This window comes from Mesorhizobium sp. WSM4312 (assembly GCF_002294875.1).
Taxonomy (GTDB): domain Bacteria; phylum Pseudomonadota; class Alphaproteobacteria; order Rhizobiales; family Rhizobiaceae; genus Mesorhizobium.
Window position 1 is genome coordinate 282,281 of the sequence record NZ_NSFU01000003.1, and the last position, 24,809, is coordinate 307,089.

Genomic DNA, 24,809 nt, shown 5'->3' on the forward strand with positions numbered 1-24,809 from the left:
TTGCCTTTTTCTTGTTGGTCGTTCTGAACTCAATTGTCGAACGGCTCGTTCTGCCAGGTCACCGACGCAAAATGCAGCGTCCTGCCACCACTCAGATTGGCCATCGACTTGGCCATCAGATCGGTCATGACAGGCCATTTGTAGAAGACCCGCAGCATGTTCTTAGATTCCGCCAGGCCAGGCGTGTTTGCGAAAGTCTGTGAGTTCGTGCCTTGCATCAGCACGACATCGCCGTTCTGGATCTTGAAGGTCGCGGTGGCCGCGTCCGCGAAGGTCGGATACTCGCGAAGGTCCACGAGCAGTTGTTGCGGGCAATCCGTGGAGACGATGATCTGCAGCCTGCCGCAGATCAGGGTCGTCAATTTGCTCCCGGCGACATCCGCCGGCCGCAGCTGGCCGGTGCGCAACTGACGCGCGACATCGTCGGTGATGTTGGCCATCACTTCCTGGCCGGCAAACGAGATGCAGCTTTCAAGGATGGCGAATATGAGGAGGGCGAACGGCAATGCAAGTATCGAGAATTCGATGGCGGTGCTGCCACGGCGATTGCGAAGGAAGCGCGTCAGAAACCCGGCGCGCTCCGCCTTGTGCTGATCTGTCGAGCTGAATTCGTTGCCCATGTCCTGTTCCTGCCACCCCTGGACGGTTCCGACAGGTGTACTAGCGCAAACCAATTGAGGCCCGGTTTGAATGATCGTTAAAGTCGGCGCCGGCGCCTTAACCGGCCGGTAACCTGGACAGGCTGGTGGCGCCGCGTAGCCTATTTGCTCACGCTCATCTCGGCCTCGGAGGATTTTTCAGCCTCGCTCTTGTAGGAGCTTTCGCAATAGGGCGTGCAGGACATGGTCTGGACCTCTGCACGCCGGTAAATGCGAACCGACGAGGCCGCCTGCCGCACGACGGTAACCTGCGCGTCGACGATCGGGCTGCCCTCCTGGTCGAGAACGACGAGATTGGTGACGCCGAAACCCTTGCCGGTGAGCACGATCGTGGAGGCGTCCTGGACCGAGGCATCAGCGATGGCCGGGTTGCCGACGACGATCGTGTCGGCGGGACGCGACAACTTCACGATCTTGGCCTGATTCATCGTCACTTCGATATCGGCGGCGGCCACGGCTGGCGTGATCAAGCTCGTGGCGGCAAGAAGCACGGCAATCAGGATTGAGGATCTCTGCACGGCCATCGATGCGCTCCCGCAAGCAAACTGTTCAACGGAACATGAACGAGATTGGTGAACCAACGGTTAAGTCGGCTTGCCGGCGCCGGATGTGGCGCTCGACGTGGCTGTTCACGGGGTTGGATTCGCGCCAGTCGCAAGCTTTGCCAAAGCCTTGTCTTTCGCGGCATTGGCTTGGGAAACAGTAGGTTAGCCAGCGCTTAGCGTCGGGTTAACCACGCATTCCGTTCGAGCCGGGAAAGGAATCGGTAAGGCTGTTTATTAAGCCGATCGAAAGAGCTTCTCCCTAGATTGGCAGCATCCGATCAACCATCACAGAAGTTGACGGAAGTGCTGTAACACGTGGAGTAGGAGCTCTCGAATGTCTAACCTTTTTGCACGTTTCGTGAAGGACGAATCCGGCGCGACCGCTATCGAATATGGTCTGATCGCCGCCCTCATCGCGCTCGCCATCATCACCGGCGCCGGCGCCCTTGGCAATGCAATCAACGCCAAGTTCACGTCGATCGGAACCACCCTGAACAGCAGCGGCAGCTGATCTGCCTATTGCTGAACGCTCAGCTAATGTTCTGGACAGGGGCCGCTACATAGCGGCCCCTGTTTTGTTCTCGTTGGCAAGGGTGGGCGTCTCTCTTTACGGGTCTCATCGAACGTTAATCGAACCGGCCTATATTGAATTGCTTGGAAGCCCCTACAAATAGGCATGAGCGCCGATGCTTGAAGCCCTGATCTTCGTCGTCTTTCCGTTCTGCATGCTGTTTGCAGCGATCTCCGACATGCTGTCGATGACAATTGCCAATCGCGTGTCGGTGCTGCTTGTCGTCGTGTTCGCGCTGGTCGCGCCGCTGACGGGTATGGAATGGGCAGCCTATGGTTGGCATTTCGCCGCCGGCGCCCTGGTCCTTGCCGTGACGTTTGGCCTGTTCGCAATGGGTGGCATGGGAGGCGGCGATGCCAAGCTGCTGGCCGCGACGGCCGTGTGGATGGGGTTGAACATCCAACTCGTCGAATACCTTGTTGTCTCGACACTCATCGGCGGCCTGCTGACGATCGCCATCCTGCTTTACCGGAAGTCGCCGCTGGCGGTTATGACGGGCAGCAATCCGTTCCTGCGCCATTTCGCGGAAGAGTCGGTCGGGATTCCCTACGGGATCGCGCTCGGCCTTGGCGGGCTGCTGACCTATCCGGACTCACCTTTGATGGTGTGGGCGCTGGCCAGGCTTGCGAGCTGAACGCGATCGTTTTCCGTTTCCCCCACCGCATTGCCCGGCCGGCTTTGAAATGAGCCTTCGCTAGGCCCCTTTGATCCGTGGCGGCGCGATCCAGACAATTTATGTAAACCTTAAATTAATCACGATCGTAAGCATTACATTAACCTTGTTTTGACGATTGCCGCTGCAAAGTCCGGCTTGGCTACGTGGTTTGCCAAGGGCGAGGTTCGGACAGATGCCAGCATCCCGACTTATTATTCTTAGCGTGGCGGTGGCCGCGGCGGGTGGCGCTGGCTATGTCGCGAAGAACATGGTCACCGCGCCGCCGCCGCAGATCGTGGTCGATTCCGGCCCCCAGGCTCCCGCCGTGCCCCTGCAGGACGTGCTTGTGCTCTCGGGCGATGTCGCGATGGGCAACGCGCTACAAAACAACATTTCCTGGCAATCCTGGCCGGCCGACGGGGTCAACGCGAATTTCATCACCAAGGCCAATGCTCCCGACGCCCTGGAGAAATTGAAGGGATCGATCGCCCGCGTGCCGATGTATGCCGGCGAGCCGGTGCGGCGCTCCAAGCTGATCGGCGAGGGGCAGAGCTTCATGTCGTCCATCCTGCCCTCCGGGATGCGGGCGGTCGCCACGACCATCTCGGCCGACACTTCGGCCGGCGGCTTCATCCTTCCCAACGATTTCGTCGACGTCATCATGACCCGCAGGGCGGATGCCAACAGCGGCAGCACCGGCTTCAACACCGAAACCATCCTCAAGAACATCCGCGTCCTGGCGATCGACCAGACGATCCAGGAAGACGAGGAGGGCAAGAAGACCAGGGTGGGCCAGACCGCCACGCTGGAGCTGACGCCCAAGCAGGCGGAGATCATCACCGTCGCCCAGCAGATGGCGGATCGCCTGACGCTGGCCTTGCGCGCGGTCGCGGACACCCAGGAAAAGAATGTGGGCGAGGCCGACTATCTCGTTTCCGGCAATGGCCGCAAGGGAACGGTGAGACTGATCAAGTCGGGCGAAGTCTCCGAAGTAGGGGCAAGGAAATGAGGCTAAGCGGTAAACTGCCGGCAATCGCAGCCGCGGCATTCAGCCTGCTGCTCGTCGGAACGAATGTGCATGGCGTCGTCGAGGCGAAGAGCACGCAGGTGTCGGCCACGACAGCCACGCAGCGCGTCAAGCTCGGCCTCAACAAATCGGTGGTCATAGACCTGCCGAGCGATGCCTACGACATTCTCGTCGCCAACCCGACCGTTGCCGATGCGGTGACCCGCACTGCAAGGCGTATCTATCTGTTCGGCAAATCGGTCGGCGAGACCAACATTTTCGTCTTCGGCCCGAACGGCGAACAGATCGCCAGCCTGGACCTGGCAGTCGAACGCGACGTCGCCGGCCTGGAAGATTATATCAAGCGCTTCCTTCCGACCTCGGACGTGAAGGTGGAACTGCTGAACGACAATGTCGTCTTGACCGGAATGGTCGATACGCCGCTGGACGCGAAGCGGGCGGTCGACCTGGCGACGATCTTCGTCTCAGGCGGTGAAGCAACGACCGGGCAGTATTCGCAGACCGCGGCCGGCGGCTCGGCCCAGAGCGGCGTCGACATCAACAACCCCGACCAGGAACGACGCGTCTCGAAGATCGTCAATCTTCTGCAGATCATCGGCGACGACCAGGTCACGCTCAAGGTGACCGTCGCTGAAGTCAGTCGCTCTGTGATGAAGCAGCTTGGTGTCAACATGGTTGGCAGCGGCAACAGCAACGGTATCAGCTGGAACGCGCTAAGCTCGCCGAATTACGGCTTGGGCAAACCACTATCGCAGAATTCAGGCTTTAGCCTTGGAAGCGCAACCTCACCCTTTCAGGCCTACATAAATGCGATGGAACAGTCGGGAGTCATGAAAACCCTGGCTGAACCGACACTGACGGCTGTCTCGGGTGAGAAGGCGACATTCAAGGTCGGCGGTGAGTTCAATATCATTACCGGGCGCACAAGCAACGTCTCCACGGACAACCAGACCGGCCAGGTGACATACACCAACCAGCAGATTGAATACGGTATTGGCCTCGAGTTCCAACCGGTCGTGCTGTCGGCTGGGCGTATCAGTCTCAAGGTCAGGACGGCCGTTTCGGAGCCGACCACGGAAGGTGGCACGACCTTGGAAGCGGGGGGGGCCTTACCTGGCACCACACTGCTGTCTATCCGTAAGCGCCTTGCCGACACCACGGTCGAATTGCCTTCCGGCGGCTCCATGATGATTGCGGGTCTGGTCCGCGACGACGTGCGTCAAGCGGTCTCCGGACTGCCAGGTCTCACCAAGATCCCGGTCCTTGGCACCTTGTTCCGCAGTAGAGACTTCGTGCGCAATGAGACCGAGCTGGTGATTTTCATCACGCCCTATCTCACCAAGCCAGTGGCGCGCAACGATCTCGCCAAGCCGGACGACAATTTCAACCCTGCCAGCGACGGCGCCGCCAATTTTCTTGGCAAGGTCAATCGCGTCTACGGCACCATGCAGACAGACAAGCCCAACGGCCGTTACCACGGCGTTGTCGGCTACATCTACAAGTGAATGGGGAAGCGGACATGTCTCAGTCAGCGTTGAAGACAAGGACCATCGCCACGACGATGCGCGCCTGCCGTTCGCGGACCGGCCTGCGGGTGCTGCCGGTTCTGGCGGTGGCGATGACCGCCGCTCTGCTGGCCGGGTGCGCCCAGCGCGACAGCATCACCGTCGGCGCCGTTCCGGACGACTATCGCACCAACCATCCGATCGTCATCGCGGAGAAGAACCAGAAGATCGACCTGCCTGTCGGCGCCGGCGACCGCGGCATGACCGGTTCGCAGCGCGACACGCTGCTCGGTTTCCTCGATGGCTACGACAAGAGTGCTGCTCCGACATTGACCATCCAGATTCCGAGCGGATCGGCCAACGAGGTCGCCGCGACGGCGGCCGGCCGTGATTTCGCCAGGCTCGCGGTCGCCAGCGGTATCAAGCGCAACCGGATCGTCGTGGTCTCCTACCAGGCCGGCTCGAGTGAGACATCCGCTCCGGTTCGCGTCTCCTATATCGCGGTGAGGGCGCAGACCGACAAATGCGGACGCTGGCCCGACGATGTGCTCGAGACGTCGGAAAACAAGCACTATGCCGACTTCGGCTGTTCCTATCAAAACAATCTCGCTGCCCAGATGGCCAACCCGGCCGATCTGCTCGGGCCGCGCAAGCAGACCACCATCGACGCTGAAAACCGCGGCAAGGTGATCGATGTCTATCGTGCAAGAGGTATTTCGGATGAATTCCTCGGCAATTCGGAAGTGACGTACTGAGCCGAGCCCTCGAGGAAGAGAAGCCACGGAAAAGAGCATGACCATGAGCAATCTTGCCTATGACGCCACCGTGGACGGCGGTGATACATCACCGCAGGACATCGCCGCGATGCAGGCGTTGCGGCCGGTTCCGCGCATCTCGATCCAGGCATTCTGCGAGACCGAGGGCGTCGCCAATCCGGTCGAGCGCGCCGGCGAGGACCGCCGTATGACCAAGGCGCATCTCAAAGTCCATATGGGCGGCATTCCCACGGCGATCGAGTTCTATCAATCGGCGCCGACCCCGAACCTGATCCTGCTGGAGTCACGCAGCGAACCCAAGCAATTGCTGGAGCAGCTCGCCCAGCTCTCTGAATACTGCGATCCATCCTCGAAAGTGGTGGTGATCGGCCATTACAATGATGTCGGTCTCTATCGCGAGCTCATCCGCTCCGGCATCTCCGAATATGTCATCGCGCCCGTTTCGATGGCTGACATCGTCAGTGTCGTGTCGTCGATTTTCGTCGATCCGGAGGCTGAACCCATCGGCCGTTCGATCGCCTTTGTCGGCGCCAAGGGCGGTGTCGGCTCTTCCACCATCGCCCACAATGTCGCCTGGGCGATGTCCTCCCTGTTCAAATCCGAGGTCGTCGTCGCCGACCTCGATCTCGCCTTCGGCACGGCCAACATCAATTTCGACCAGGATCCGGCCCAGGGCATCGCCGAAGCGGTGTTCTCGCCCGAGCGCGTCGACGAAGTCTATCTCGACCGGCTGCTGACGCAGTGCGCCGAGCATTTGTCGTTGCTCGCCGCGCCCTCGACGCTGGAACGCGTCTACGACTTCGATCCCGACGCCTTTGCTCAGCTTGTCGATACCGCGCAGCGCAGCGTGCCGCTCCTGGTCCTGGACGTCCCCCATGTCTGGACGGGCTGGGCCAAGAACACGCTGGTCAAGGCCGACGAGATCGTCATCACGGCGACCCCGGAACTGGCCAATCTGCGCAACACCAAGAACATGGTCGACATGCTCAAGCGGCTTCGCCCCAACGACCCGCCGCCGAAGCTGATCATCAACCAGGCCGGCGTTCCCAAGCGGCCGGAAATTTCGCCGTCCGATTTCGCCGAGCCGCTCGGCCTGACGCCAATGTCGGTCATCGGCTTCGATCCATTGCTGTTCGGCAATGCCGCCAACAACGGGCGGATGCTCGGCGAGATGGATGCCAAGAACCCGGTTGTCGCGATCATCAACGAGATTGCCCACGTGCTGACCGGGCGAAGCGAAATCCGCACGAAAAAGAAGGCCGGCCTGGGCAGTCTGCTCGGCAAGCTCTCGCGCAACAAGAAGTGACGCTTTTGGAACCGGTAGTCGATCATGTTCGGTAAAAGAGGCAACGACGACGGCAACCGGTTCACACCGGAATTCCGCCAGCCAGCACCGGCGCCGGCCGCGCCGCCGCCAGCGGGTTCGGCGGATACGGCGGTTCTTGCCCGGCCCGCGGCACCGCTGCAGCCAAGCGCGCCTGTGGCGCCGCCGGCTCGCCGCGCCGTCGAGGCGCCGCCCATCGCGCCGGAGGCGAGGCGCCCCCAACGCGAAAAGAGCGAAACCTATTACGACACCAAGAGCCAGGTCTTCTCGGCGCTCATCGACACGATCGACCTGTCGCAGCTGGCCAAGCTCGACCCGGAGACCGCGCGCGAGGAAATCCGCGACATCGTCAACGACATCATCGCGATCAAGAATTTCGCAATGTCGATCGCCGAGCAGGAGGAATTGCTCGAGGACATCTGCAACGACGTGCTTGGTTATGGGCCGCTCGAACCATTGCTCGCCCGCGACGACATCGCCGACATCATGGTCAACGGCTCCAAGAACGTCTACATCGAAGTCAATGGCAAGGTCGAGCAGACCGGCATTCGCTTTCGTGACAACCAGCAGCTTCTCAACATCTGCCAGCGCATCGTCAGTCAGGTCGGTCGCCGTGTCGATGAATCCAGCCCGATCTGCGACGCCCGCCTTCCCGACGGCTCCCGCGTCAACGTCATCGCTCCGCCCCTCGCCATCGACGGCACCGCGCTCACCATCCGCAAATTCAAGAAGGACAAGTTGACGCTCGATCAGCTGGTCAAGTTCGGGGCCATCTCGCCGCAGGGCGCCGAAGTCCTCAAGATCATCGGTCGTGTTCGCTGCAACATCGTCATCTCGGGCGGCACCGGTTCCGGCAAGACGACACTGCTCAACTGCCTCACCAATTACATCGACCGCGACGAGCGCGTCATCACCTGCGAGGACTCGGCCGAACTGCAACTGCAGCAGCCACATGTCGTGCGTCTGGAAACCCGACCGCCCAACCTCGAAGGCGAAGGCGAAGTGACGATGCGCGACCTGGTCAAGAACTGCCTGCGCATGCGACCCGAGCGCATCATCGTCGGCGAGGTGCGCGGACCCGAAGTGTTCGATCTTCTGCAGGCGATGAACACCGGCCATGACGGTTCGATGGGAACGATCCACTCGAACAGCCCGCGCGAATGCCTGAACCGTATCGAATCCATGATCGCCATGGGCGGTTATTCGCTGCCGCAGAAGACCGTGCGTGAAATCGTCGTCGGTTCCATCGATGTGATCATCCAGGCGGCGCGTCTGCGCGACGGATCGCGTCGTATCACTCACATCACCGAGGTGATCGGGATGGAAGGCGACGTCATCATCACGCAGGACATCGTCCTCTACAACATCAAGGGCGAGGACGCCAACGGCAGGCTGCTGGGCGAGCATGTCTCGACCGGCATCGGCCGCCCGCATTTTTGGGATCGGGCTCGCTACTACGGCGAGGAGCAGCGCCTCGCGGTTGCGCTCGAGGCTATGGAGAAACGCGCTGACTGACGCGGCGTTGAGGGTTCTGGTCGATGTTTGGAATTGACGGCACCGTATTGGCGTTTGTCGTGCTCGCCGGCTTCAGCGCCGGCGCGGTCGCCTATGCATTCCTGTTCAACCAGATCAGCAACGAGAAACAGGCTGGCAAGCGGCTGGAGACGATCAAGGCCGCCGAGACGGACCGGTCCGTCGTCAAGGCCACCCGCGACCGCGCGACGGATGCAGCCAAGCGCCGGAAATCCGTGCAGGATTCGCTGAAGGAACTCGACGAGAAGCAGAAGACCAAGGACAGCGCCATCAAGAAGCCGCCGCTGAAGGCGCAACTCCGGCAGGCCGGGATGAAGGTCTCAATCGAGCGTTTCTACATCTATTCCGCCATATGCGGTCTCGCGCTGACGGTGGTCGCGTTCGTGGCCGGTGCGCCGATGCTTGTCTTGCCCGGTGTGTTGTTGGCTGGCGCGCTCGGCCTGCCGCGCTGGTTCGTATCGTTTCGCCGCGCGCGCCGGGTCAAGGCATTCCTCAACGAATTTCCAAACGCGCTCGACATCATCGTGCGCGCGGTCAAGTCCGGCCTGCCGCTGAACGATGCCGTACGCCTCATCGCCAACGAATCCCCCGAGCCGGTGAAGATGGAGTTTCGCCGCATCGTCGATTCGCAGCAGATGGGCCTGTCGATCCCCGATGCGACCTTGCGCATGCCCGAAACCATGCCGTGCACCGAGGCGAGTTTCTTTGGCATCGTCATCCAGATCCAGTCGCAGGCCGGCGGCAATCTGTCCGAGGCGCTGGGCAACCTTTCACGCGTGCTTCGTGATCGCAAGAAGATGAAAGCCAAGGTGCAGGCGCTGTCCATGGAGGCGAAGGCGTCCGCCGCCATCATCGGCGCGCTGCCCTTCATCGTTGCCTTTCTCGTCTATCTTTCCAGCCCCGACTATCTGATGCCGCTGTTCAACACCAGCGTTGGCAATCTGATACTGGGCTGTGCCGCTGTATGGATGTCGATCGGCATCCTGGTCATGCGCAAGATGATGAACTTTGAAGTCTAGGGCCGCGGCATGACCGACCAAGTCATCAAATCATTGACGGATCCCAGCCTGCTGATCGCGCTGCTGGTCGCCATCGCCGTGTTCGCGACGGTCTTTACATTGCTGCCGGCATTCGGCGGAAACCAGCTCAAGTCGCGCATGAAGTCGGTCGCGCTGGAGCGCGATGAGCTTCGCGCCAAGCAGCGCGCGCGGCTCGCGAGCGAGGCCGATCGCCGCCGCAAGGGCCTGCGCGAGCAACAGTCGGTCGGCATGCGCAACATTGTCGATCGGCTCGACCTGCGGCGCGCACTGGCCGACGAGAGCACCTTGCAGAAGCTCAAGGTCGCCGGCTTTCGCGGACAGAACCCGCTGACGCGGTTTCTCTTTTTCCGCCTCGTGTTGCCTTTTGTCGGCTTCGCGCTGGGGCTGGTCTACATATTCGTGCTCGGAGGATTGCCCGACAAACCCCTGGTCATCCGGCTGTTCGTCTGCATCCTGGTCGCCTATGGCGGCTTCTATGCCCCGGTCGTCTATGTCAACAATCGCGCCACCAAGCGCAAGCAGTCGATCCAGATGGCGTGGCCGGATGCGCTGGACCTGATGCTGATCTGCGTGGAGTCGGGCATGTCGGTGGAAGCCGCGCTCCGCAAGGTCGCCGACGAGATCGGCGCGCAGTCGGTGGCTCTGGCGGAAGAATTCATCCTGACTAACGCCGAGCTCTCCTATCTGCAGGAACGCAAGCAGGCCTATGAGAATCTTGCGAACCGTACCGGTCTGGAATCGGTCAAATCGGTGTCGCAGGCGCTCGTCCAGGCCGAACGCTACGGCACCCCGGTGGCGCACGCATTGCGCGTGCTTGCCGCCGAAAGCCGGGACCAGCGCATGAATGCCGCCGAGAAGAAGGCCGCCGCCTTGCCGCCCAAGCTCACCGTGCCGATGATCCTGTTCTTCCTGCCGGTGCTTTTCGCCATCATCCTGGGTCCGGCCGGCATCCAGGTCAGCCAGCGCGGCATCTTCGGCACCGATCATCCGTCATCATCGACCAAGTAGCGGCGAGGCACGTGGAAACAAACGAAGAAGCCGCGCTGAACTCAGCGCGGCTTCTTCGTTCACTTGGGGCCTTTGTAGATCGTCGCCTCAGTTGGTTGCCGTCTTCGGCTTGTCCTGATCCTTGAGCTGCCTCCAGGCATTCTGTTGCGCAAGCATCTGCCTGAGATAAGCGACATTGGCCTGTGCCTGCTCGGGCGAGAGCTCCTGCGAGGCGATCTTCTCGGCTTCGTCGAAGCGGCCCTGCAGGCCGACGACCAGCGCCAGGTTCTGGCGCACGCGGCTATCGGCGTTGGGCTGCTGGGCGGCCGAACGCATATAGGTTTCCGCGGTGCGCAGATCCCCCTCCAGCACATAGGACATGCCGAGATTGGAGAGAACCGAGGGCTCGTTCGGCTTGAGTTCGAGCGCCTTTCGGTAAAGCTGGCGCGCATCGTCCTTCTGACCGAGCTGATCAAGGATGGCCGCTTCCGCCGACACCAGCTTCCAGTCGGGATATTCCGGTGTCTGTGCGCGGCGCACGGCGTCGAGCGCTGCCTCGAACTGGCCATTGGCGGCCAGCGCCTTGCCATAGGCGGCGAGCACGTCGCGATCCTTGGGATAGGCGATCGCCAGTTTGCGCATCACGGCAAGCGACTGGTCGGCATCGCCGTCCATCTGCAGCGCGGCCGCGAAGTTGGTTGCGATGCGCTTGTCGTTGGGATTCCTGGAGTAGGACTGGCCGAGGGCGGCCGTGGCATTGTGCACTTCTCCCGCCGACATGCTCTCCAGCGGCTTGCCGCTGGTACGAGCGATCGAGCCGGTAGTCATCCTGCTGGTTCCGCATCCGGCGACGCCCGCCGCGAGCGCCAGCATGAGGGCGGTGGTGGCGAGCCGTTTTCCTCTGGCATTCATTGTGCGGTTGGTCGGCATCGACACCTAAGCCTCCATTCATGCGCGGCCATTGCGTGGCCATCTTCCCTCCCGCAGAAATATTCTGTTAACCCTAACGGAGAGTTAAGAAACGCCGACTCGCGAAGGGTCGGCAGGAGAGAACATCGAATGCCTGTCGAACTCGTCGAGACGAAATTGCAAGGTGCGCTGCCGGTGCATCTGGTGGCCCGTGACGGCCTGGAGGCCGCGGGCCTTGCGCCATCTGCTGTCGCATGGGCCAGGGCCAACGGCTTTTCCGGCGAGGCAGGCAGGACGCTGGCCGTGCCCGGCGAGAACGGCGCACTTGCCGGCGCCCTGTTCGGCACCGGCGACGGGGAAGGTTCACTCGCGCTCGGTGCACTGTCGAAAACCCTGCCGGAAGGCGACTGGCATTTCGCCTCCCTTCCTGCCGAGCCGGAACTCGCGGCAATCGCGCTGGCGCTCGGCGGCTATGTCTTCACCCGTTACGGCAAGAAGCCAGGCAAGGCGCTGCGTTTCGACGTGCCGGCCGGCGTCGACGCGGCGCGCGTTCGCCGCATCGCCGATGGCGTCTTCCTGGCCCGCGATCTGGTCAACACACCGACCAGCGACATGGGGCCGGATGATCTGGAGAAGGCGGTGCGCACCCTGGCCGCGGCTCACAAGGCCGAAGTCTCCGTCATCAAGGGCGACGAGTTGCTGACCCAGAACTTCCCGATGATCCACGCCGTCGGCCGCGCTTCATCAGGTGCGCCGCGTCTGATCGACATGATCTGGGGGCAACCGGGCGCGCCGAAGGTGACGCTGGTCGGCAAGGGCGTCTGCTTCGACACAGGCGGTCTCGACATCAAGCCGTCATCCGGCATGCTGTTGATGAAGAAGGACATGGGCGGCGCCGCCAATGTGCTTGGCCTGGCCTCGATGATCATGGCCGCCGGGTTGAAGGTGCGACTGCGCGTGCTGATCCCCGCGGTCGAGAACTCGATTGCCGGCAACGCTTTTCGACCCGGCGACGTGCTGGCAAGCCGCAAGGGCATCACTGTCGAGATCGGCAACACGGACGCCGAAGGCAGGCTCGTGCTCGGCGACGCGCTGGCGTTGGCCGATGACGAGGAGCCGCAGCTGCTGGTCGACATGGCGACGCTGACCGGAGCGGCCCGTGTCGCGCTTGGCCCTGATCTGCCGCCTTTCTATACCGGCGACGAGGCGCTGGCCTCTGACCTCGCCGCTGCATCGCTGGCGGTCGAGGATCCGCTGTGGCGGTTGCCGCTGTGGCGGCCCTACGATGCTAAGCTGTCGTCGAAGATCGCCGACGTCAACAATGTCACCACGGACGGTTTCGCCGGTTCGATCACGGCGGCGCTGTTCCTCAAGCGCTTTGTCGACAAGACGGCGAGCTGGGCGCATTTCGACATCTTTGCCTGGAACCCCGCCGATCGCCCGCATGGGCCCGCCGGTGGCGAGGCGCAAGGCATTCGCGCGCTGGAGCGGGTCATCTCGACACGCTTTGGCTGACGGGGTGGCAGCAAGCAGCGCCGGCAAATCGCTAAAACTGAAACGGAACCGAAACAATTTGCCGTCATGCTGGCGCGATGTCGATTGCGATGCGCCCGAGCCAGGCCTTGCGACTGTGGCAGCAAGTCATGCTGTCGCAGGTGCGCGACGATGCGCCCGACCTGACCATGCGCCAGACGGCGATCCTGTTCACCATCTATCTCGATCCGCCGCCGCACACGGTGCGCGGGCTGGCCGCCCGCCTCAACGTCACCAAGCCGGTGATCACCCGCGCGCTCGACACGATGGGCGCGCTGAAGCTGGTGTCGCGCCATCGCGACGAACTCGACAAGCGCAACGTGCTGATCAAGCGCACGGTCGAGGGCGCGCTCTTTGTCGAGCGCTTCGGCGATGGTATCATCGCCAGGGCGCTTGAACTGCCCATCTGACCATCTTGCCCATACAACAGGGTTGCCGATTTTGACTGCTCACGATGCCCGTCTCCACGCCTTCCGTTCCGACCTTGCCGACGCAAGGCTGAAAGGCGAGGTTTCCGCCGAGCGTTTTGTCGCCGGCCGGCCGGCGCGGATTTCGGCTTCGGTGGCAGACATCCGCAAGGCACCGCGCGCGGATGCCGGCATCAACACGCAAGCCCTGTTCGGCGACGATGTGCTGGTTTTCGAGGATGCCGAAGGCTGGGCCTGGATCCAGGCCGAACGCGACGGCTATGTCGGCTACGTCGCCGCAACCGAGCTGGGCGGACGGGAACACGCGCCTACCCATATCGTCTCGGTGCCCCGCACCTTTCTCTATCCCGGTCCGGATCTGCGCTTTCCGATCGCGGGACAGCTGTCGATGGGGTCGACGGTGACGGTGAGGGGAGCCGCCGAGACGCGCGGCACACACTACGCCGTCCTGCCGTCGGGCGAAGCGATCATCGCGGGTCACCTCAGGCCAATCGCAGAAATTGCCGCCGACTATGTCGCGGTTGCCGAGACGTTTCTAGGCACGCCCTATCTGTGGGGCGGCGCGTCCGGCTTCGGCATCGACTGTTCCGGCCTGGTGCAACTTGCGATGCGCATGGCGGGCAAAAACGTGCTGCGCGATTCCGACATGCAGGCGGCAAGCATTGGCGAGCCGCTCGAACCGGGTCCGGATTATGCCGGATTGCGCCGGGGCGACCTCGTCTTCTGGAAAGGCCATGTCGCTGTCATGACCGATGCCGAGACCATGATCCACGCCAACGGCCACACCATGCTGGTCTCGCGCGAAGGGCTGAAGGACGCCACCGCCCGCATCGGCTACCTCTATGGCGGCCCGACCGGGTTTCGAAGGCCGTGAGCTTCTTCCTCCTCTCGTAAACGGGGCGAGGAACGCTACGATCCCCTTTTGTTCCGATTTTCCTTGGCGATCGCCCGTAGCCGCGCTACCTCTGGCGCGTGACAGTTGAGCCGCGCCTTGCCGAGCAGAATGCCGCCATTGCCCTGCCCGAGCCATTCCTCCGATGGTTCGGCGAGAAAGGCTGGTCGCCGCGCGGCCATCAGATCGAATTGCTGGCGAAGGCTCAAAGCGGCCAATCGGTACTGTTGATCGCGCCGACCGGGGCCGGCAAGACGCTGGCCGGTTTCCTGCCCTCGCTCACTGAACTCGCCGTCAGGCCAAGGCGAAAGCCGGGGCAGGTGCATCGCGGCATCCACACGCTCTACATCTCGCCGCTCAAGGCGCTGGCCGTCGACATCGAGCGCAATCTCGGCAAGCCGGTCGAGGAGATCGGTCTGCCGATCAGCATCGAGACGCGCACCGGCGACACGCCTTCCCACAAGCGCCAGCGCCAGAAGCTGGCGCCGCCGGATATATTGCTGACCACGCCCGAGCAACTGGCGCTGCTGATCGCGGCAGGTGATGCAAAGCGCTTCTTCGCGGATTTGCGCTACGTCGTGCTCGACGAATTGCATTCGCTGGTGACGTCCAAGCGCGGACATCTCTTGGCGCTCGGCTTGGCGCGGCTGCGCAGCTTTGTGCCCGGCCTGCAGACGATCGGTCTGTCGGCAACGGTGGCCGAGCCCGACGAACTGCGGCGCTGGCTGGTCAGCCAGAATCCACCGGGCGACATGGCCGAATTGATCGTCGTCACCGGCGGTGCGAAGCCCGAAATTTCCATCCTCGATTCGGAGGCGCACGTGCCGTGGGCGGGGCATTCGGCCCGCTATGCCACGCCGGAGATCTACCGCGAGATCAAGCGCCACAAGACGACCCTGCTGTTCGTCAACACCCGCAGCCAGGCGGAGCTGCTTTTCCAGGAATTGTGGCGGGTCAACGAGGACACGTTGCCGATCGCGCTGCATCACGGCTCTCTCGACGTCGGCCAGCGGCGGCGCGTCGAGAAGGCGATGGGCGACAACGCGCTGCGCGCCATCGTCGCCACCTCGACCCTCGACCTCGGCATCGACTGGGGCGATGTCGACCTGGTTGTGCATGTCGGCGCGCCGAAGGGCGCCAGCCGGCTGGCGCAGCGCATCGGCCGGGCCAACCACCGCATGGATGAGCCATCCAAGGCGATCCTGATCCCGGCCAATCGCTTCGAGGTGCTCGAATGCCGAGCAGCGCTCGACGCCAATTATCTTGGCGCGCAGGACACGCCGCCGCTGGTCGATGGCGGCCTCGATGTGCTGGCGCAACATGTGCTCGGCTGCGCCTGCGGCGCACCGTTCCGTGCCGACGATCTCTACGAGGAAGTACGAACGGCGGCACCCTACACCAGCCTCGATAGGATTACCTTCGACCGCGTCATCGATTTCGTCGCCACCGGCGGCTATGCGCTGAAGAATTACGAGCGCTATGCTCGTATCCGCCTGAACAAGGACGGGTTGTGGCGCGTCTCCAACCCGCGCGTGGCTCAGCAATACCGGCTGAATGTCGGCACCATCATCGAAGTGCCGGCGCTCAACGTGCGTTACGTCAAAGCAGGCAGCAAAGGCTCGGCTACACGCGGCGGCGCCGTTCTCGGCAAGATCGAGGAGGCCTTCCTCGAAACGCTGACGCATGGCGACACCTTCATGTTCGCCGGCAAGGTGCTGCGTTTCGAGGGCATACGCGAGAACGAATGCTTCGTGTCCAACGCGCCCGGCAGCGACGCCAAGGTGCCCTATTATGGCGGCGGCAAGTTCCCGCTTTCGACCTACCTTGCCGAGCAGGTCCGCATCATGCTGGACGATCCGCAGCGCTGGAAGAAGCTGCCGGAGCAGGTGGCCGACTGGCTGCGATTCCAGGCCGACAAATCGGTTCTGCCCAAACGCGATGACCTGCTGATCGAGACCTTTCCACGCGGCAACCGCTATTATCTGGTCGCTTATCCCTTTGAAGGCAGGCTGGCCCACCAGACGCTCGGCATGCTGCTTACCCGGCGCCTCGACAGGGCCGGCGCCAGGCCGCTCGGCTTTGTCGCCACCGATTACGCCCTTGCCATATGGTCGCTGGGCGACATGGGCGCGATGTTCAAAGCCAGGAAACCGTCTCTCGGCGCATTGTTCGACGAGGACATGCTGGGCGACGACCTCGAAGCCTGGCTGGCCGACAGCTGGCTTCTCAAGCGCACCTTCCGCAATTGCGCGCTGATTTCGGGGCTGATCGAGAAGCGCCATCCGGGCCAGGAGAAGAGCGGCCGTCAGGTCACCGTGTCGACCGACCTGATCTACGATGTGCTGCGCAGCCATGAGCCGGACCATATTCTGCTGCAGGCGACGCGTGCGGATGCGGCGGCCGGCCTGCTCGATGTCAGCAGACTTGCCGACATGCTCTCGCGCGTCCAGGGTCGAATCATGCATAAGAATCTCGAGCAGATTTCGCCACTGGCCGTGCCGATCATGCTCGAGATCGGCAAGATGCCGGTGAACGGCGAAGCCGATGAAACACTGCTGATGGATGCGGCGACTTTGGTCGCGGAGGCCATGGGGCCGGAAATGAGTGAGGGATGAATTTTTCGCTGGCGCGCACGTCGCTGATCGCCGAGGCCGACATGATAGGCATCGCCGGCGAACGTGCGGTCTGCGATCCGCGCGGCGTGCTCTATTTTCCCGAGCTCAGGCTGTTGGCGGTCTCCGACCTGCATCTGGAAAAAGGCTCTTCGCTGGCAAGGCGCGGCACGCTGATCCCGCCCTATGACACCGGCGCGACCTTGCTCAGACTGCAGGCCGTCATATCCGACTACCAGCCGTCGATCGTCATCAGCCTGGGCGACTCCTTTCACGATGGCGGCGGTGCCGAGCGCATGCATGCGAGTTTTCGCGAGCGGCTGGAAGCGCTGATGGCAGGCCGTGACTGGTTCTGGGTCGCCGGCAATCACGATCCGGAAGCGCCGGCCGATCTTCCCGGTGAAACGGTGCGGGAATTGGCCATAGGCTCGCTGCTGTTCCGGCATGAGCCGTCGAAAGTGCGCGTCGAGGGCGAGATCGCGGGCCACCTGCATCCCTGCGCGCGCATCGTCCAGCGCGGCCGTTCGGTGCGGCGGCGCTGTTTTGCCGGCGATGGCGGCCGCATGATCATGCCGGCCTTCGGCGCCTACACCGGTTCGCTCAACGTGCTCGATCGCGCCTATGCCGGGCTGTTTCGCCTGGAATCGCTGATGGCCTACATGCTTGGCAGCGACCGCATCTTCGCCATCTCCCGCTCGATGCTGCGGCCAGGCTGAGCAGCCCTATCTGCCGTAATATAGGGTGACCGTGTGCTTTGCCTCGGCGAAGAAAAGCCAGCGCTCGACCAGCATCCCGGCGAACTGGACGATCGCAGCGAGCACCGACGGGATCGCCCCAAAGGGCCACGGCAAGGCGAAAGTGGCCGCGAGCAGCAGAACGGGCAGGGCGAAGGCTAATCCCTGTGTGAGCATGCGCAGCTTCGCACCGTGCTTGCGCGCGATGCGAAAGCCCATTTCCTTGAGCAGATAGTTTTCCTCGGTATGCGGCCATTCCAGCGACCGTACCGTGCCGCCGGCCAAACCGGTCGCGGTGTTGGCGGTGGTAGGGATTTCGAGACGGTCATTGTGCCGCCAGGTCGCGAGCTTCCAGCCCCAGCCGGCAAGAGTGGCCAGCAGCGACAACGCCAGCACGGCCACCGAGCCGATGCCGAACCCCTGCAGCAGCGCGTTCAACAGAAGGCTGCCGGTCATGGCCGCGAAGATCAGATAGGCCGGCAAAGTATAGCGGCTGTGCCATTGGGCGATCGGTTTCAGCGACGCGTAGATCATCCCGGTGGTGCAGACGGTGACGATTGCACCGATGGCGGCCAGCAATCCGGCAATCGCCACCCAGCCGCCAGTGCGGCCCAACAACACCCAGCCGAGCCCGAACAGTCCCGCCGGGATGAAGGTGATGACCGACGACACGCCTTCGCGCGACAGCCAGGAGCTGCGCCATTGCGAGAACGCCCGCCAGGCGCGCTCGGGCCTGCCGAGATGGCCGGTCGAGGACAACAGTCCCGCCGCGATCAGGCCGAGCGCCAAGCCCAGGCCGACGAAGCCGAGCCAGAAATCGGCCGGGACGATCTGCAATCCAGCCAGCACGCCGAGCAATGCCAGCAGGCCGTAGCCGGCACCTGTGGCGGTGGTGAAGAAGACGACGGAGAAGGCTGGATGCATGGTCAGTTCGAAAGCATGCGATCGACCCAGCCGAGGAAGCCGCCTTCGGCCCGCACCGGCTCCAGCGCCTTCGCCGGCACCGATGCGCCGCGCTGCGTATGGGCGCGCGGCGGCAGATATTTGTTGGTCGGTTGATAGCCGAGTTCCGGCATCAGGTCGACGCCGCCGCGCTCCGCCACCAGTCGCGAGACGGCGGACTGGGGATCGCCGAGATCACCGAAATGCCGCGCGCTGGTCGGGCAGGCGGCGACGCAGGCCGGCACGCGGTCTTCTTCGGCCAGGTTGTCGTTGTAGATGCGGTCGACGCATAGCGTGCATTTCTTCATCACGCCGACATCGGTGTCGAATTCGCGCGCGCCATAGGGGCAGGCCCAGCTGCACAATTTGCAGCCGATGCACTTGTCCTCGTCGATCAGCACGATGCCGTCCGAGGCCCTCTTGTAGGAAGCGCCGGTCGGGCAGACGGTGACGCAGGCCGGCGTCTCGCAATGCAGGCAGGAGCGCGGGAAGTTCACCGTGCGCCCACCCATCTCTGTCGTGTGCTCGTAACTGTGCACGCGGTTGAACCAGACGCCGTCGACATGGCCGCCATAGGGGTCGATGTCGGTCAGCGGTGCCATGTGACCGCCAGTGTTCCACTCCTTGCAGGCGGTGACGCAGGCCTGGCAGCCGACGCAGGTGTCGAGGTCGATGACCAGGCCGAGTTTCTTGCCGGTATGGGCGGGGAGGCAGGTCATTCGGCGGCCTCTCTTGCCCGGCGGAATTCGGCGCCGAAGCGAAGGATGTCGGGCGAAGGCTCGAAATGCGGCGGCTGGCTGAAACGCTCGAATTGCGGCTCGCTGAAGCCGGCCTCTTCCGCGCTGCATTTGACGATGCGCACACGCAGATCGAACCATGCCGCCTGGCCGGTCACGGGATCGGAATTCGAATAGCGTTTGCCCTGAGCGTCGGACGAGGTCTGGTCGCCGATGATATGGTTGAGCAGGAAGCCGCGATTGCTCTCGGCGGCATCATCTTTCAGTCCCCAGCTGCCGCGCCTTTTGCCGATCGCGTTCCAGGTCCAGACCGTGCTTTCGTTCACCCCGTCGACCAGCTTGATCTGCCCCTTCACTCTGCCGTTGATGCTCTCGATCCACACCCAGTCGTCATCGACGAGACCGAGGCCGGCGCCGGTCCGGTGATGCACGAACAGCCGGTTCTGGCTGGTGATCTGCCGCAGCCACGCATTCTGCGAACCCCAGGAATGATACATGTGCATCGGCCGCTGCGTCAGCGCGTGCAGGGGGTATTTTTCGAGGTCGACCGCCGCTTCTTCGAATGGCATGTACCAGAACGGCAGCGGATCCATGTAGGTCTCGATGCGCTGCCGCTCGGCCTCCGGCGGCAGGACACGGCCATGGCCGCGTGCGGCGAGCCGAAAGCGCTGCAGGGGCTCGCAATAGAGCTGGAAGACGATCGGCTCGGCCTTCGGGATGAAACCCATCTGCACCGCGAAATCGAGATAGGAGCGGTTGGCCATCTTGTAGTAGCGCTGGTCGTCGGCGAAGTCGTGATGCCAGAAGCCGCCATTGTCGATGTAGCGCTGCAACTGGTTCGGATTGACCTCGCCCTTGCCAATCGATGTCCCATCCTTGCCGCGCCAGCCGGCCAGCGGTCCGATGCCCGGTGTGCGCTCGTGGTTGACGATATAGTCGGCATAATCGGCATATCTGGCCGCTCCGTCCTCGCCGACGAAACCGGGCAGGCCAAGCCGCGCGCCAAGCTCGATCAGCACCGACTGGAACGGCCTGACGTCGCGATCGGGCTCGACGACGGGATGGCGGATGGCATCGCCCGGCCCGTCGGCATGGCTGATCGGCCGGTCGAGCAGGCTGATGCAATCATGGCGCTCGAGATAGGTGGTGTCCGGCAGCACGAGGTCGGCAAACGGCACTGTCTCGGAATAATAGGCGTCGGAATAGATGATGAAGGGGATCTTGTAGTTGCCCGCCTCGTCGTGGTCGGTCAGCATACGCATCGTCTCGACGGTGTTCATCGAGGAATTCCAGGCCATGTTCGACATGTACATCATCAGCGTGTCGATCGGATAGGGATCGCCGGCCCAGGCATTGCGGATGACGGTGTGCATAAGCCCATGCGCGGCGAGCGGCGCGTCCCAGGAATAGGCTTTGTCGATGCGGGTCGGCGTGCCGTCTTCGTCGACCAGCAGGTCGTCCGGCCCGCAGACGAAACCAAGCGGCATGCCGTCCAGCGGCGTCATCGGCTTGACCGTCTTGCCGGCGGGTTTCGGCCCCGGCGGCGCCGAACGGGGATAGGGCGGCTTGAAGCGAAAGCCGCCGGGAACATCCACCGTGCCCAGAAGCACTTGCAGCAGGTGGATGGCGCGGCAAGAGTGAAAGCCGTTCGAATGGGCTGATATGCCGCGCATTGCATGCATCGAAACCGGCCGGCCCTTGATCGTCTCGTGCCGGCGCCCGGCCCAGTCGGTCCATGCAATAGCCAGTTCGATCGTCTGTTCGAAGGCGACATGGGCAAGCTCGGCGGCGATCCGGCGGATCGTATCGGCGGCAATGCCGCAGCGCTGCGCCACCGCATCCGGCGCATAGCTGTCGTCGAGATAGCGGTCGGCGATCAACTGGAACACCGGCGTGCAGCGGCAACCGCCGACTTCGAAGCTGCCGGTCAGCGCCGGCTTCGCTTCTGGGTCGGTTGCCTTGATGGCGGTTTTCTCCACCCTGTCCCAGGCCAGTGGATTGCCGTTGGCATCCCTGACGAACAGCCCGTCGTCGGACGCGCCTGGCTCCTGCACGACGAGGACATGGGCGTTGGTGTAGCGGAGCAAATAATCGAGATCGACACGGCCGGCCTTCAGCAACTCGTGGATGATCGCGAAGACGAGCAGGCCGTCCGTGCCGGGCCGGATGCCGATCCAGTCGTCGGCAATCGCATTGTAGCCGGTCCGGCAGGGGTTGATCGACACCACCTTGGCGCCGCGCGCCTTGAGCTTGCCCAGTCCGATCTTGATCGGGTTGGAATCATGGTCCTCGGCGACGCCGAACAGCATGAAATATCGTGTGTTGTCCCAGTCGGGCTCGCCGAACTCCCAGAACGAGCCGCCGATCGAATAGAGCCCGCCGGCCGCCATGTTGACCGAACAGAAGCCGCCATGGGCGGCGAAATTCGGCGTGCCGAACTGGCTCGCCCACCAACCGGTCAAGGATTGCGACTGGTCGCGGCCAGTGAAGAAGGCGAGTTTTTTTGGATCGGTGCGACGGATCGCCGAGAGCCGCTGCGTCGCGATCGAAAAAGCCTCCTCCCACTCGATCTCGCGGAACGCGCCGGAGCCGCGCGGGCCGGTGCGCAGCAGCGGCTTCTTCAGCCGGGCGGGGCTGTAATGCTGCATGATGCCGGAATTGCCCTTGCCGCAGATCACGCCGCGATTGACCGGATGGTCCTTGTTGCCGTTGATGTAGCGGACCTTGCCGTCCTTGATGTGCACGTCGATGCCGCAGCGGCAGGCGCACATATAGCAGGTCGTCTTGGCGATGCTGTCGGAAATGCCAGGCGAGGTGTCGACGCCGTCGCCTTCATCGGGCGCGCGCGTGTCGGCAAGCGGGCGTTGCGATGGTGCCGAATTCGCGCCGCGCGGCGTTGGATGCCTCATGATCCGGATGTGCCCGCGCGGCCGGCCGATTTGGCGCGTGTCTTCGGCCCGGGGCCGCGCATGTAGTGCTCTTCCGGGTGATAGCGATCGCCGGCCAGCCGTCTGCGGATGCCGCGGGTCCACTGCGCGAGAAGGGACTTGAACCGCCCGATCATTTTAGTCTCTGCCATTCTCTGGCGAATTTTTTCTAACTTCGCGTGAAAATGTAGAATGAAGCTATCGATCCGTCTAATCAGTTGTTCTTGTAAATTCGATCGATATTGGTTCTTAATGCTGACATGACCCTGGATCAGTTGCGCATTTTCGTCGCCGTCGCCGAACGCGGCCACATGACCAAGGCGGCGGAGCTTCTGGGCATCTCCCAGTCGGCGGCATCGGCCGCCATTCGCGCGCTTGAAGAGCAGCACGGCGTCCATCTGTTCAACCGCGTCGGCCGCAACATCGAGCTTGCCCAGACCGGCCACCGGTTCCTGCCGGAGGCAAAGGCCGTGTTGGAGCGGGCCGCCGCCGCGCGCAATGTGCTGGAACATGTCTCGCAGACGGTCGCCGGCAGCCTCTCCATCGCCGCCAGCCTGACCATCGCCAGCTACTGGCTGCCGCGCCGGCTGGCGTCCTTTCACGAGGCCTATCCCGCGGTGCGGCTGAGCGTCAGCATCGGTAACACGAGGCAGGTCGAGGCCAGCGTGCTGGATGGAACCGCCGATCTCGGCCTGGTCGAGGGGCGCACCGAATCCGACATATTGCGCCGGGCCAAGGTCGATACCGACCGGTTGATGCTGGTGGTTGCCGCGTCACATCCCGAAATCGTCGAAACCGCGCCGGGCCGTCCCGACATCAGGGGCCTGCGCTGGATCATCCGCGAGGGCGGGTCGGGCACGCGCGAGGTGCTGGAGGATCTGGCGCGGCGCGAGGGGATTTCGCTTGCCGATTTGCAGGTGTTCCTGGTGCTGCCAAGCAACGAGGCGGTTCGCCAGGCGGTCGAGGCGGGTGCCGGCGCCACCATCATTTCGGAGCTCGTCGTCGGACGCGCCGTCGCCGAAGGCAGCCTGCGGTCCGTGCCGCTCGAACTGCCGAAACGCGACTTCGCCATGATCACCCACCGCGACCGCCAGGCAAGCCTGGCCCAGATGGCGCTGAAGGCGCATCTCGGCGCCGAGACGACCCGAAGCGGTTCAGCCTGATCAGCCGAACTTCCGTTGCGCATCCAGTGCCAGGCCAAGCCCGACCGAGCCGAACATGTCGCCGTCGATGACCGAAGCCTGCGGCACCAGCGCCAGGATTTCGCGTCTTGCCAGCGGGATCGCGGTCGAGCCGCCGGTCAGGAACACCGCGGTGATGTCGGACGGCTTGACCTGCGCGTCCCGCATGGTCTCAGCCACCGTTGCGGTGACCCGCGCGATGTCCCGGGCGATGGTGGCGTCCAGTTCGTCACGCGTGATTTCGGCGGCGAACTCCACGTCGGATAGCCTCACCGCGACTTCGGCCGATGACAGGTCGGTCAACTCTATCTTGGCCTTTTCCACCAATGCCGCCAAAGCGTGCCCATAGCGGTGCTCGACAATGTGGATGAACCGATCGACCAGGTCGGCGCGGGCGGCCTCGTAACGGATCTGGCGCAGATGCGTCATCGCCTTGGCGGTGTAGACCAGGTTGATGCGCTGCCATGTCGCGAGATCGATGAAGTAGCTGGCCGGCAGATTGCGCTTACCGTCCTTGGTCTGGGTCAAATAGCCGAGCTGCGGCATCACATGGGCAATACTGAGCAGCCGGTCGAAATCCGTACCGCCGATATGGACGCCCCGGCTGGCCAGGATATCGTCCTTGCGGTCCGGCAGTCGGGCACGTTCAGGCGAGACGCGCACGACTGAAAAGTCGGACGTGCCGCCGCCCATGTCGATGATCAGCGCCAGCTCCTCGCGCGTCACCCTCTGCTCGTAGTCGAGCGCCGCGGCAATCGGCTCGAACTGGAAGGCGATGTGCTTGAAGCCCTGGGCATGCGCGGCCTTTTCCAGGTCGCTCTGCGCGTTCGCGTCGGCCTGTGGGTCGTCATCGACAAACTGCACCGGACGGCCGAGCACCACGGTCTCGACCAGATCGCCGCCATCTTCTTCAAGCTTCTTTCTGAGATGCCCGAGGAACAGGCCGATGATCTCCATGAAGCCGATCGAGCGCGCCTTGATGCGCGTCTTCTCATGCGCCAGCGAGCTGCCCAGCACGCTCTTCAGCGAGCGCATCAGCCGGCCTTCCACGCTGTCGGTGTAGTTGGCGATGGCCTGGCGGCCAAAACAGATGCGGCCGTCCTCGAAATTGAAGAACACCGCGCTGGGCAGCGTGACCTGGCCGCCTTCGAGCGCGACGAGGTGGGGCTGCCCGTTGCGGACCACGCCGACCGTGGAGTTCGAAGTGCCGAAGTCGATACCGGCGAATGCTGGTCGCAAGGCAGCCTCCTGTCATTGGCGGCAGACAGCGGATCGGCGCTCGCGGGAGAAGC

At 63.2% G+C, this 24,809-nt stretch carries 23 protein-coding genes; 15 read left to right on the forward strand and 8 right to left on the reverse strand.

The features are described 5' to 3' along the window. Positions 1–29: 29 nt before the first annotated feature. Together CK228_RS06615 and CK228_RS06620 are read right to left on the reverse strand one after the other, a co-directional pair. Positions 30–620, reverse strand: a complete 591-nt coding sequence (locus tag CK228_RS06615; RefSeq protein ID WP_095771845.1) for a TadE/TadG family type IV pilus assembly protein — start codon at positions 618–620, stop codon at positions 30–32. Positions 621–760: 140 nt separating this feature from the next. Beyond that, positions 761–1,183, reverse strand: coding sequence for a pilus assembly protein N-terminal domain-containing protein (locus tag CK228_RS06620; RefSeq protein ID WP_095771846.1), 423 nt, complete (start codon positions 1,181–1,183; stop codon positions 761–763). A gap of 355 nt (positions 1,184–1,538) precedes the next feature. Here CK228_RS06620 and CK228_RS06625 point away from each other — a divergent pair, with 355 nt between their 5' ends. The 9 genes from CK228_RS06625 (at position 1,539) to CK228_RS06665 (ending at position 10,643) form a co-directional block, all read left to right on the forward strand. Next, the gene (locus CK228_RS06625; protein WP_027043512.1) at positions 1,539–1,715 is read left to right on the forward strand and encodes a Flp family type IVb pilin; all 177 of its coding nucleotides are present in this window, start codon (positions 1,539–1,541) and stop codon (positions 1,713–1,715) included. 175 nt (positions 1,716–1,890) lie between these two features. Next, positions 1,891–2,409, forward strand: a complete 519-nt coding sequence (locus CK228_RS06630) for a prepilin peptidase (RefSeq protein ID WP_095771847.1) — start codon at positions 1,891–1,893, stop codon at positions 2,407–2,409. A 214-nt stretch (positions 2,410–2,623) separates the two neighbouring features. Continuing rightward, positions 2,624–3,439, forward strand: a complete 816-nt coding sequence (gene cpaB, locus CK228_RS06635) for a Flp pilus assembly protein CpaB (protein ID WP_095771848.1) — start codon at positions 2,624–2,626, stop codon at positions 3,437–3,439. Continuing rightward, positions 3,436–4,962 carry a type II and III secretion system protein family protein gene (locus CK228_RS06640; protein ID WP_095787291.1) on the forward strand — a complete coding sequence of 509 codons (1,527 nt, stop codon included), beginning with the start codon at positions 3,436–3,438 and terminating at the stop codon, positions 4,960–4,962. The genes cpaB and CK228_RS06640 overlap by 4 nt, the downstream gene beginning before the upstream one ends. A gap of 14 nt (positions 4,963–4,976) precedes the next feature. Beyond that, the gene (locus CK228_RS06645; protein ID WP_095771850.1) at positions 4,977–5,717 is read left to right on the forward strand and encodes a CpaD family pilus assembly protein; all 741 of its coding nucleotides are present in this window, start codon (positions 4,977–4,979) and stop codon (positions 5,715–5,717) included. A gap of 37 nt (positions 5,718–5,754) precedes the next feature. Then, positions 5,755–7,044, forward strand: a complete 1,290-nt coding sequence (locus CK228_RS06650; RefSeq protein WP_020629131.1) for a CpaE family protein — start codon at positions 5,755–5,757, stop codon at positions 7,042–7,044. A gap of 24 nt (positions 7,045–7,068) precedes the next feature. Further along, on the forward strand, positions 7,069–8,577 hold the full coding sequence (locus CK228_RS06655) for a CpaF family protein (protein WP_095771851.1): 1,509 nt from the start codon (positions 7,069–7,071) through the stop codon (positions 8,575–8,577). Positions 8,578–8,600: 23 nt separating this feature from the next. Then, positions 8,601–9,614: a type II secretion system F family protein gene (locus tag CK228_RS06660; RefSeq protein ID WP_095771852.1), complete on the forward strand. Its 1,014-nt coding sequence runs from the start codon at positions 8,601–8,603 to the stop codon at positions 9,612–9,614. A 9-nt stretch (positions 9,615–9,623) separates the two neighbouring features. Next, a complete protein-coding gene (locus tag CK228_RS06665) occupies positions 9,624–10,643 on the forward strand; it encodes a type II secretion system F family protein (protein ID WP_095771853.1) in 1,020 nt (339 codons plus the stop codon). A gap of 87 nt (positions 10,644–10,730) precedes the next feature. On the opposite strand, the gene CK228_RS06670 is transcribed toward CK228_RS06665, so the two are convergent. Next, positions 10,731–11,552 (reverse strand): tetratricopeptide repeat protein, encoded by an 822-nt coding sequence (locus CK228_RS06670; RefSeq protein ID WP_095771854.1) that lies wholly within the window; start codon positions 11,550–11,552, stop codon positions 10,731–10,733. A gap of 129 nt (positions 11,553–11,681) precedes the next feature. Here CK228_RS06670 and CK228_RS06675 point away from each other — a divergent pair, with 129 nt between their 5' ends. From CK228_RS06675 to pdeM, 5 genes are all read left to right on the forward strand, one after another. Next, complete coding sequence (locus tag CK228_RS06675; RefSeq protein WP_095787292.1) at positions 11,682–13,046, forward strand: leucyl aminopeptidase family protein; 1,365 nt, start codon at positions 11,682–11,684, stop codon at positions 13,044–13,046. Between the two features lie 77 nt (positions 13,047–13,123). Then, a complete protein-coding gene (locus CK228_RS06680; RefSeq protein WP_095787293.1) occupies positions 13,124–13,474 on the forward strand; it encodes a MarR family winged helix-turn-helix transcriptional regulator in 351 nt (116 codons plus the stop codon). Between the two features lie 31 nt (positions 13,475–13,505). Continuing rightward, on the forward strand, positions 13,506–14,366 hold the full coding sequence (locus tag CK228_RS06685) for an NlpC/P60 family protein (RefSeq protein WP_095787346.1): 861 nt from the start codon (positions 13,506–13,508) through the stop codon (positions 14,364–14,366). Positions 14,367–14,464: 98 nt separating this feature from the next. Beyond that, positions 14,465–16,999, forward strand: coding sequence for a ligase-associated DNA damage response DEXH box helicase (locus CK228_RS06690; RefSeq protein WP_095787294.1), 2,535 nt, complete (start codon positions 14,465–14,467; stop codon positions 16,997–16,999). Continuing rightward, positions 16,996–17,712: a ligase-associated DNA damage response endonuclease PdeM gene (pdeM, locus tag CK228_RS06695; RefSeq protein ID WP_095787295.1), complete on the forward strand. Its 717-nt coding sequence runs from the start codon at positions 16,996–16,998 to the stop codon at positions 17,710–17,712. The genes CK228_RS06690 and pdeM overlap by 4 nt, the downstream gene beginning before the upstream one ends. Positions 17,713–17,718: 6 nt before the next feature. Here pdeM and CK228_RS06700 read toward each other — a convergent pair whose 3' ends face one another. Genes CK228_RS06700 through CK228_RS35200 form a run of 4 tightly spaced genes read right to left on the reverse strand, consistent with a single transcriptional unit; the run spans position 17,719 to position 22,473 of the window. Next, positions 17,719–18,654, reverse strand: coding sequence for a dimethyl sulfoxide reductase anchor subunit family protein (locus CK228_RS06700; RefSeq protein WP_095787296.1), 936 nt, complete (start codon positions 18,652–18,654; stop codon positions 17,719–17,721). Positions 18,655–18,656: 2 nt separating this feature from the next. Next, a complete protein-coding gene (locus CK228_RS06705) occupies positions 18,657–19,391 on the reverse strand; it encodes a 4Fe-4S dicluster domain-containing protein (protein ID WP_095787297.1) in 735 nt (244 codons plus the stop codon). Further along, positions 19,388–22,318 carry a molybdopterin oxidoreductase family protein gene (locus CK228_RS06710; protein ID WP_095787298.1) on the reverse strand — a complete coding sequence of 977 codons (2,931 nt, stop codon included), beginning with the start codon at positions 22,316–22,318 and terminating at the stop codon, positions 19,388–19,390. Before CK228_RS06710 ends, CK228_RS06705 begins: the two co-directional genes overlap by 4 nt. Further along, positions 22,315–22,473, reverse strand: coding sequence for a hypothetical protein (locus tag CK228_RS35200; protein WP_179295829.1), 159 nt, complete (start codon positions 22,471–22,473; stop codon positions 22,315–22,317). The genes CK228_RS06710 and CK228_RS35200 overlap by 4 nt, the downstream gene beginning before the upstream one ends. Before the next feature lie 123 nt (positions 22,474–22,596). Between CK228_RS35200 and CK228_RS06715 the strand changes: the two genes are divergently transcribed. Next, positions 22,597–23,499, forward strand: coding sequence for a LysR family transcriptional regulator (locus CK228_RS06715; protein ID WP_095787299.1), 903 nt, complete (start codon positions 22,597–22,599; stop codon positions 23,497–23,499). Here CK228_RS06715 and CK228_RS06720 read toward each other — a convergent pair whose 3' ends face one another. Then, positions 23,500–24,756 carry an Hsp70 family protein gene (locus tag CK228_RS06720; protein WP_095787300.1) on the reverse strand — a complete coding sequence of 419 codons (1,257 nt, stop codon included), beginning with the start codon at positions 24,754–24,756 and terminating at the stop codon, positions 23,500–23,502. Positions 24,757–24,809 lie beyond the last annotated feature (53 nt).